Raw genomic sequence first — 8,097 nt, forward strand, 5'->3', positions numbered from 1 at the left:
GCGGTCGCGGCGGCCCGGAGTTCCGCAGGTGACGCGCGCGACGGTCCCCGCGAAAAGGGTAAGCGGTCGCGGCGGCCCGGAGTTCCGCAGGTGACGCGCGCGACGGTCCCCGCGAAAGCGGAGGGTCACGCCGTGCGTGACACTCGGGGCTCGGCTGCGCCGGAGACAGGTATTCTCCAAGGCCGATCCCGGCTAAGCAGCACGCATGTCCGCGACCCTGGCCGTCCTGCTCTCCGCGCTGGCGATGACCCTGATCGTGGGGGTGCGCTATCTCGCGGTGTCGGGCGGCTTCGCCTGGGCGACCGGGCGCCGCCATCCCGGCCTCTATGCCGGGCTCGACCGGCAGGTCCGCCGCGAGATCGGCTGGAGCCTCGCCTCGGCGGCAATCTACGGCGCGCCCGCGGGCATCCTGGCCTGGGGCTGGCGCACGCATGGCTGGACGCGCGTCTATACCGACCTGCACGCTTGGCCGCTGTGGTGGTGGCCGGTCTCGGTGCTGCTCTGCCTGGCCGCGCACGACAGCTGGTTCTATTGGACGCACCGCTGGATGCACCGGCCGAAACCGTTCCGCGTCGCGCATGCCGTCCACCATGCCAGCCGCCCGCCGACCGCCTGGGCGGCGATGAGCTTTCACCCGTGGGAGGCCCTGACCGGCGCCGTCGTCATCCCGCTGCTGGTGCTGGTCATCCCGCTGCACTGGACCGCACTCGCCGCGGTGCTGACGATCATGACGATCATGGGCGTCACCAACCACATGGGCTGGGAGATGCTGCCGCGCAGAATCGTCGACGGGCCGGCCGGGCGCTGGCTGATCAGCGCGACCCACCACCAGCGACACCACAGCGACTATCGCTGCAATTACGGCCTCTATTTCCGCGTCTGGGACCGTCTGTGCGGCACCGACCGTGGCCTTGGCAGCTTCGAGCCGACCCGCCCCCGCTCGGGCTAGGCCTGCCGCTCCCGGCGTTTCTGCGCCGAGACCGCTTGGCGTCGCCGTCCCGATCGGTTAGCATCACCGCTTCCCCGGGGGGCCGATGCATGTCGGCTGAGAGGTGGGCCCTGGGCGACACGCCCGCAGCCCACGACCCGTCGAACCTGATCCGGATGATACCGGCGTAGGGAGGGACGGACCGCACCGACTCGCGCGATCCCTCCTTCTCTTCCCGGTCGAGAGGAGGAAGAGTTGGTCCACACGCTCACCGTCCTGACGCTACAGCTCGCGCAGGCGATCGGCCTCTATCTGGTCGCCGCCGGAATAAGCGGGCTGCGCAGCCCCGAGCGCTGGCGCGAGATCGTCGCGGACATCGAACGCTCGGCCGGCATCGCCGACCTGTTCGGCGTGGCGAGCTTCGCGATCGGCGTCGCGATCCTCATCCCGCACCATGTCGTCTACGATCCGCTGTCGATCGTCGTCACGCTGATCGCCGCGCTGTCGGTGATCGAGGGGCTGCTGCTGCTCGCCTTTCCCGACGTCCTGCTCGCCCTCGCCCGCCCGTTCGTCGCCGCGACCCGCCTGTGGGCGATCGTCGCGCTGATCGCGGGCGTGCTGCTCGTCCTCGCCGGCCTCACCGGCCGCGCCGACGCCCTTCCCTAGGAGATTGTCAGATGGCCGATGTTGATCCCACGATTCCGGCTCCCGATCGGAGCCGGACGCCCGCCCGCACCGGCATGACGGTGACCACCGGCCCGATCCGCGGCAGCCGCAAGATCCACGTCGGGCCGCTGCGCGTCGCGATGCGCGAGATCGCGCTCGAGCCCTCTGCGGGCGAGGCGCCCTTGCGTGTCTACGACACCTCGGGCCCGTACAGCGACCCGGCGCAGCGCATCGACATCATGGCCGGCCTCCCCGAGTTGCGCCGCGACTGGATCCACGCCCGCGGCGACATCGAAGCGTATGACGCGAGGCCGACCAAACCCGAAGACAATGGCTTGAGGCCGGGGGGCCAGCTCGGCCCCGACCGCTCGGGCGGCGTCCCCGCCTTCCCGCGCGTCCGCACGCGCGTGCTGCGCGCCAGGCCCGGCATGAACCTCAGCCAGATGCACTATGCCCGCCGCGGCATCGTCACCCCCGAGATGGAATATGTCGCGATCCGCGAGAATATGGGCCGCGCGGCGCTCGCGGAGACGTTGGTCCGCGACGGCCAGGATTTCGGCGCCGCGATCCCCGATTACGTCACCCCCGAGTTCGTCCGCGACGAAGTGGCGCGCGGCCGCGCGATCATCCCCAACAACGTCAACCACCCCGAGAGCGAGCCGATGGCGATCGGCCGCAACTTCCTGGTCAAGATCAACGCCAACATCGGCAATTCGGCGGTCGCCTCCGACGTCGCCGCCGAGGTCGACAAGATGGTATGGTCGATCCGCTGGGGCGCGGACACGGTGATGGACCTCTCCACCGGCCGCAACATCCACGACACGCGCGAGTGGATCCTGCGCAACTCCCCCGTGCCAATCGGCACCGTGCCGATCTACCAGGCGCTCGAAAAGGTCAGCGGCGTCGCCGAGGACCTGACCTGGGAGATCTTCCGCGATACGCTGATCGAGCAGGCCGAACAGGGGGTCGACTATTTCACGATCCACGCCGGCGTGCGGCTTGCCTATGTGCCGCTCGCCGCCAGCCGCGTCACCGGCATCGTCTCGCGGGGCGGCTCGATCATGGCGAAATGGTGCCTCGCGCACCACAAGGAGAGCTTCCTCTACGAGCATTTCGAGGACATCTGCCAGATCATGAAGGCGTATGACGTCGCCTTCTCGCTGGGCGATGGGCTGCGCCCCGGCTCCAACGCCGACGCCAACGACGCGGCGCAGTTCGCCGAGCTGGCGACTTTGGGCGAGCTCACCAAGATCGCCTGGACGCACGACGTCCAGGTGATGATCGAAGGCCCCGGCCATGTGCCGATGCACAAGATCAAGGAGAATATGGACAAGCAGCTTGCCGTCTGCGGCGAGGCGCCCTTCTACACGCTGGGGCCGCTGGTGACCGACATCGCCCCCGGCTACGACCACATCACCAGCGGCATTGGGGCTGCGATGATCGGCTGGTTCGGCACCGCGATGCTCTGCTACGTGACCCCCAAGGAGCATCTCGGCCTCCCCGACCGCGACGACGTCAAGGTCGGTGTCGTCACCTACAAGCTCGCCGCGCACGCCGCCGATCTCGCCAAGGGCCACCCCGCCGCGCGCCTGCGCGACGACGCGCTCAGCCGCGCGCGCTTCGACTTCCGCTGGCGCGACCAGTTCAACCTGGCGCTCGATCCCGAGACCGCCGAGCAGTATCACGACCAGACGCTCCCCGCCGAGGGTGCGAAGACCGCGCATTTCTGCTCGATGTGCGGGCCCAAATTCTGCTCGATGCAGATTTCGCAGGAGGTGCGCGCGTTCGCGAGCAAGCAGAACGCCGGCGCGGATACATTCCTGGCCGCGACCCCGATCGGGAAGAACGAAGCGGAGGCAGGGATGCTGGCGATGAGCGAGAGGTTCAAGGAGGCGGGTGGGGAGATATATCTGCCGGCGGCGGGGTAGTCCGGTATTCGCCGTGATTGACGGTCGGCTTCGGGCCGGACGCGCCGCCGCGCGTCCCGGTCGACCGCGGTGACGCCCCGGCTGCTATTGATGTCGGACGAAGACCGCCAAGTCATCGACGGCAGGCCGCCGTGCCTGGGGTAAACGGCAGATCGATCGAAGCTGGACCAAATCCCGATTTACACACTCTCGGCTGGGATCGATATTTGTGCTCGCTCTGCTCCCGCTTCATCATGCGTGTCGGTTTGCTTGGCGTAACCGTCCGCATCATGTCCGCTACAGGATGGGAAACGACATGGGTGACGATCCCGACGACGAGACGCCCGATCCGGGCGAGGACCTGCCGCACGATACCGTGCCGCCGCCGCATCCGCCGAGACGCGATTGGACCAAGGATCCCGGCCCCGCGCGCCAGGCACCCGACTGGACGACCGATGCCGGTCCTGCCGTCCGGGCGCCCGACGAGAATCCCTGGACACCCGATCCCGGTGCCGACGCGCCGCCGAGCAAGGATGGCGGGTGAGCGACGACGATGACGGCGATGACGTGCCGCCGGCCGCGTTTCCCGAACCCGGCGCGAAACCGGCGGCCGAAGGCGCCTCGGGCCAGCCGGCCAAGACGATGACCCCCGCGCACCAGGCGGTGCTCGAACAGAAGCAGTTCGTCACCGGACGGATCAGCGAGACGGTGCGCTATGTCGGGTTCGGGCTGCTCGCCATCTTCTATGCGATGATCAGCTCGGACGCGCCGTTCGCGCACGCGCTCGTCGCGACGATGAGCGCGCATCTGCTCTGGATGGCGATCTGCGGCGCGCTCGCGGTGTTCTTCGACTATCTGCAATATCTCGCCGGCAGCATCGCGGTCGACCGCGCGCTGACCGAGGGCGCGGCGCATGATTATAATTACAACCGCAACTGGCTCTCCTACCGCGCCCGCGGCCTGTTTTTCTGGATCAAGCAGATCGCGGTGATCGCCGGTTGCCTGTTGCTGCTGATCATCCTGGTGCGCGCGACCTTTCCCCCGCACGCACCCGCCGCGCCGCCGGCCAAGGCGACCGCGCGCGGCTGACCGACGCCGCCCCGCCCCTTTGGTCCTCGCCGCCGCTCGTCCTTTTCCGCTCTTCTCTCGCTATCGGCCGCGCGTCTGCTAGGTTCGTCGCTCCCTGCACCAGGAGATTTAGCGATGGGCTTGCTCGACGGACTGCTCGGCCAGGTGGCCGGCAATGTGGATGTTCAGAATCTCGCGGCCAAGGTCGGTCTGACCCCGGAGCAGGTCGAGCAGGCGGTCACCGCGCTCGGGCAGGCGCATCCCCAGCCCGGCGACACGGTGCAGACCGCCGCCGACCAGACCGGCCTGCCGCAGGATCTCCTCCAGCAGATCGTTGAGCATATCGGCGGCGAAGGCGCGCTGGGCAAGTTCGCGGGACTGCTCGAACAGCAAGGCGGGCTCGGCGGGCTGCTGGGCGGGCTGTTCGGCAGCAAGGCGTAGCGCGGCCGTCCCGATCGCGCGGGGCGGTGCCGTTTCTCGCGCCGCCCCGCGGGTCAGAAAATGCCGTGGCCGATCATCAGCCGTACGAGCCCCACGCACAACACGACGAGGTTGAGGTTGCGCCCGCCATTGCGGCTCGACAGCGCACCGATCGCCAACCCGAGCACCGCGAAGGGCAGCACGAACCAGTACATCCAGCCGAGGAACGGCGTGAACGCGACCAGACCCCAGAACAGCGCGCCGAGGCCGACGAGGATCGAGATCAGGTTGAGCATCGTGCCAGCCTAGCAGCCGCACCGGACCTGCCAAGCCGAATCACGGCTTGACAAACTGGAACATATGAGGAACATTGCGTCGGTCGATGAGTCGCAGGAGCGACGATATGGCCACATCGCCCGTGCCCCGCCTCCATCTGTTCGCGCGTCTGCCCGATGGCGTCGGCGATGTGCTCGCCCCCTCGAACGACATCGCGCCCGCGCTGCCCGGGTTGCGGCTGATCCCGACCACGCGGCGGCACATCACGCTCGCCGATCTCGACGCGACCGGCGCGTCTGAGGCGCATGTCGTCGCGATGATCGGCTGGATCATGGCGACGATGCCGCCCTTCGCCTTCCCGGTGCGGTTCGACCGGATCGTGACCAGCGCGCGGCACCGTCTGCTCAAGGCGAGCGATCCGCTGCCGGGCGCGCTCGCCTGCCAGGCGCATGTCGCCGGGATGGTGCGGCAGTACGGCCTCGACCTGCCGCGCGCGGCGTTGCCCGTGCCGCACGTCACGCTCGGCTACGCCGCGCGCGACCGGCAGGGCGTGCGCGCGATCGACGGGATCGGCTGGCTGGTCGACGAACTCGTGCTGGTGCGCAGCTGGCGGGGACGCAGCTGGCACGAGGAGCTGGGCCGGTGGCGGCTGCCCGAACGGCGACGGGCGGCGTGAATGTGCCATCCGCTCGGCCGCCGGGATGACGAGGTGCGGGATGACGAGGTCGCAGGTGACGAGGTCGCAGGTGACGGGTCGCGGGTGACGAGGTCGGGCGCGGCGCAAGCCGGCCCGAAAATGCGTCCAGCCTGTCACCTTCGTCAATTTCGCGGGCCGGCGCTCAGCCGCGGCGCCACGCCCTGGCCCGCCCCCGCCAGCCGCCGTCCGCGAGGATCTCGCGCGCCGCGTTGTGCCCGGGCGCCCCGGTGACGCCGCCGCCGGGATGCGTCCCCGCCCCGCACATGTACAGGCCTCGCAAAGGCCCGCGATACGCGCCGTGCCCGAGGATCGGCCGCGCCGACCACAGCTGGTCGAGACTCATTGCGCCGTGCATGATGTCGCCGCCCGCCAGGCCGAAGGTCCGTTCGAGATCGAGCGGCGACAGGATCTGGCGCGCGATCACCGAATTGCGGAACCCCGGCGCCCAGCGCTCGACCGTGTCGACGATGCGATCCGCCGCCGCCTCGCGTTCGTCGTCCCAACTCCGCGCGGCGCCATCTGGACCGGGGGGCAGCGTGGGCGCGAACTGCTGGCAGAACAGGCTGGCGACATGCGCGCCGGGCGGCGCGAGGCTGTCGTCGACGGTCGAGGGGATCAGCATCTCGACGATCGGATCGCGCGCCATGCCTGTCGCCTTCGCGTCGCTATAGGCGCGGTCCATATAATCGAGCGTGGGGGCGAGGATGATGCCGCTCTGATGATGCTCGCCGGGCGCGGGCAGGCAGGTGAATCGCGGCAGGTCGGACAGCGCGACGTTCATCCGGAACGTCCCCGAGCCGACCTTGAAGCCTTTCACGCGTCGCCGGAAGTCGGCGGGCAGATCGTCCGGATCGATCAGCCGGTCGTAGAGCAGTCGCGGCCCGACATTGGCGACGATCGCGCGCCCGAACAGCTCCTCGCCGTCCGCGAGCCGCACCCCCACCGCGCGCTCCCCATCGACCAGCACCTGCGCGACCGGCGCATCGGTACGGATCTCGACCCCCGCCGCCTCGCAGGCCGCGCGCATCGCCTGCGTGATCGCGCCCATCCCGCCGATTGCATGACCCCATGCGCCCTTCTTGCCGTCGACCTCGCCGAACAGGTGGTGGAGCAGCACATAGGCCGAGCCCGGCGTGTCGGGGCTGGCATAATTGCCGACGATCGCATCGAAGCCGAACGCCGCCTTGACCGCCTCGCTCTCGAACCAGCCGTCGAGGACGGCGCGCGCCGACTTCGCGAACAGGTCGAGCAGGTCGCGCTGGCGCTCTATCGACAGGCCGGCGAGCTTTCCGCCCTGTCGCGCGGCGGCGATCAGGCTGGCGAGTCCGTCGCCGACATTGGGGGGCGTGCGCAACGCCAGATCGCGCAGCACATCGGCGACACCCTCAAGTGCGGCATAATAGCTCGGCAGCACCGCGGCATCGTGCGCCGAGAAGCGCCGGAACTCGGCCTGCGTCCGTTCGAGCCCGCCGCCGAGCTTGAGATAGCCGCCATCCGCCTGGGGCAGGAAGTTGGAGATCGGCCGCTCGACGATGCGCAGCCCGCGCGCGGCGAGCCGCATGTCGCGGATCACCTTGGGCTGGAGCAGGCTGACCGTGTAGCTCGCCACCGAATTGCGGAACCCCGGATGGAATGCCTCGGTGACCGCGGCGCCCCCGACGATGGGCCGCCGCTCGAGCACGCGTACGGTCTTGCCCGCCCGCGCCAGATAGAAGGCGCAGACCAGCCCGTTGTGCCCGCCGCCGATGATAAGGGCGTCGGTGCGCCGGTCGGCCATTCAGCGATCGCGCCAATAGGCGAAGGTTTCGGCCTGGACGCGGTCGACCAGCGCGCGTGCCGCCGGGCCCTCCCAAGCGCCGTCATGGCCGAGCCGGAGCGCGTGCCCGCCCGTCCACCAGCCCTGCCCCGGCAGACCGTCCGATTCGCGCACCACCAGAACCGCGAGCTCGGGCTCGCCCGCCGCCGCCCCCGCCGCGTCGATCGCATCGAGCGTCTTGCACAGCGCGCGCATCTTGGGCCGGGTGAAGCGCGTGCCGAGCATCGCGAGCAGCGCCGAATAGCTCAGCGCCTCGCCGGCGCGGGCGGCGGCGACCAGCAGCGCGCGGACTCGCGGCACGTCGGCGATCGCGGCGGCG

Annotated in this window: 10 protein-coding genes and 1 riboswitch; of the genes, 7 read left to right on the top strand and 3 right to left on the bottom strand. The window is 69.7% G+C overall.

Translation table 11 applies throughout. From position 1 onward, the window contains the following. The first annotated feature begins 205 nt into the window (after positions 1–205). The 6 genes from Q0326_RS06105 (at position 206) to Q0326_RS06130 (ending at position 5,010) form a co-directional block, all read left to right on the top strand. The gene (locus Q0326_RS06105; protein WP_298688197.1) at positions 206–949 is read left to right on the top strand and encodes a sterol desaturase family protein; all 744 of its coding nucleotides are present in this window, start codon (positions 206–208) and stop codon (positions 947–949) included. Between the two features lie 65 nt (positions 950–1,014). Then, positions 1,015–1,139: riboswitch (TPP riboswitch) on the top strand. Positions 1,140–1,183: 44 nt separating this feature from the next. Then, complete coding sequence (locus Q0326_RS06110; protein ID WP_298688199.1) at positions 1,184–1,594, top strand: DUF2065 family protein; 411 nt, start codon at positions 1,184–1,186, stop codon at positions 1,592–1,594. Positions 1,595–1,605: 11 nt separating this feature from the next. After that, a complete protein-coding gene (gene thiC, locus Q0326_RS06115; protein WP_298688201.1) occupies positions 1,606–3,522 on the top strand; it encodes a phosphomethylpyrimidine synthase ThiC in 1,917 nt (638 codons plus the stop codon). A 295-nt stretch (positions 3,523–3,817) separates the two neighbouring features. After that, positions 3,818–4,045 (top strand): hypothetical protein, encoded by a 228-nt coding sequence (locus tag Q0326_RS06120; RefSeq protein WP_298688203.1) that lies wholly within the window; start codon positions 3,818–3,820, stop codon positions 4,043–4,045. Then, on the top strand, positions 4,042–4,590 hold the full coding sequence (locus tag Q0326_RS06125; protein ID WP_298688205.1) for a hypothetical protein: 549 nt from the start codon (positions 4,042–4,044) through the stop codon (positions 4,588–4,590). Before Q0326_RS06120 ends, Q0326_RS06125 begins: the two co-directional genes overlap by 4 nt. 114 nt (positions 4,591–4,704) lie before the next feature. Beyond that, on the top strand, positions 4,705–5,010 hold the full coding sequence (locus Q0326_RS06130) for a hypothetical protein (RefSeq protein WP_298688207.1): 306 nt from the start codon (positions 4,705–4,707) through the stop codon (positions 5,008–5,010). 53 nt (positions 5,011–5,063) lie between these two features. Here the strand turns inward: Q0326_RS06130 and Q0326_RS06135 are convergent, their stop codons facing one another. After that, positions 5,064–5,285 carry a hypothetical protein gene (locus tag Q0326_RS06135; protein WP_298688209.1) on the bottom strand — a complete coding sequence of 74 codons (222 nt, stop codon included), beginning with the start codon at positions 5,283–5,285 and terminating at the stop codon, positions 5,064–5,066. A gap of 107 nt (positions 5,286–5,392) precedes the next feature. Between Q0326_RS06135 and Q0326_RS06140 the strand changes: the two genes are divergently transcribed. Then, positions 5,393–5,941 carry a 2'-5' RNA ligase family protein gene (locus tag Q0326_RS06140; RefSeq protein ID WP_298688211.1) on the top strand — a complete coding sequence of 183 codons (549 nt, stop codon included), beginning with the start codon at positions 5,393–5,395 and terminating at the stop codon, positions 5,939–5,941. A gap of 163 nt (positions 5,942–6,104) precedes the next feature. Here the strand turns inward: Q0326_RS06140 and Q0326_RS06145 are convergent, their stop codons facing one another. Continuing rightward, a complete protein-coding gene (locus tag Q0326_RS06145) occupies positions 6,105–7,739 on the bottom strand; it encodes an NAD(P)/FAD-dependent oxidoreductase (RefSeq protein WP_298688214.1) in 1,635 nt (544 codons plus the stop codon). Continuing rightward, on the bottom strand, positions 7,740–8,087 hold the full coding sequence (locus Q0326_RS06150; RefSeq protein WP_298688279.1) for a ribose-phosphate pyrophosphokinase: 348 nt from the start codon (positions 8,085–8,087) through the stop codon (positions 7,740–7,742). Positions 8,088–8,097: the final 10 nt, after the last annotated feature.

The organism is uncultured Sphingomonas sp., assembly GCF_937859915.1.
GTDB lineage: Bacteria > Pseudomonadota > Alphaproteobacteria > Sphingomonadales > Sphingomonadaceae > Solisphingomonas.

Bases quoted from the DNA above. Each gene is read 5' to 3' on its own strand.
- Q0326_RS06145 (WP_298688214.1), bottom strand. From the start codon at position 7,739: ATGGCCGACCGGCGCACCGACGCCCTTATCATCGGCGGCGGGCACAAC.
- Q0326_RS06120 (WP_298688203.1), top strand. From the start codon at position 3,818: ATGGGTGACGATCCCGACGACGAGACGCCCGATCCGGGCGAGGACCTG.
- Q0326_RS06105 (WP_298688197.1), top strand. From the start codon at position 206: ATGTCCGCGACCCTGGCCGTCCTGCTCTCCGCGCTGGCGATGACCCTG.
- Q0326_RS06140 (WP_298688211.1), top strand. From the start codon at position 5,393: ATGGCCACATCGCCCGTGCCCCGCCTCCATCTGTTCGCGCGTCTGCCC.
- Q0326_RS06135 (WP_298688209.1), bottom strand. From the start codon at position 5,285: ATGCTCAACCTGATCTCGATCCTCGTCGGCCTCGGCGCGCTGTTCTGG.
- Q0326_RS06130 (WP_298688207.1), top strand. From the start codon at position 4,705: ATGGGCTTGCTCGACGGACTGCTCGGCCAGGTGGCCGGCAATGTGGAT.
- thiC (WP_298688201.1), top strand. From the start codon at position 1,606: ATGGCCGATGTTGATCCCACGATTCCGGCTCCCGATCGGAGCCGGACG.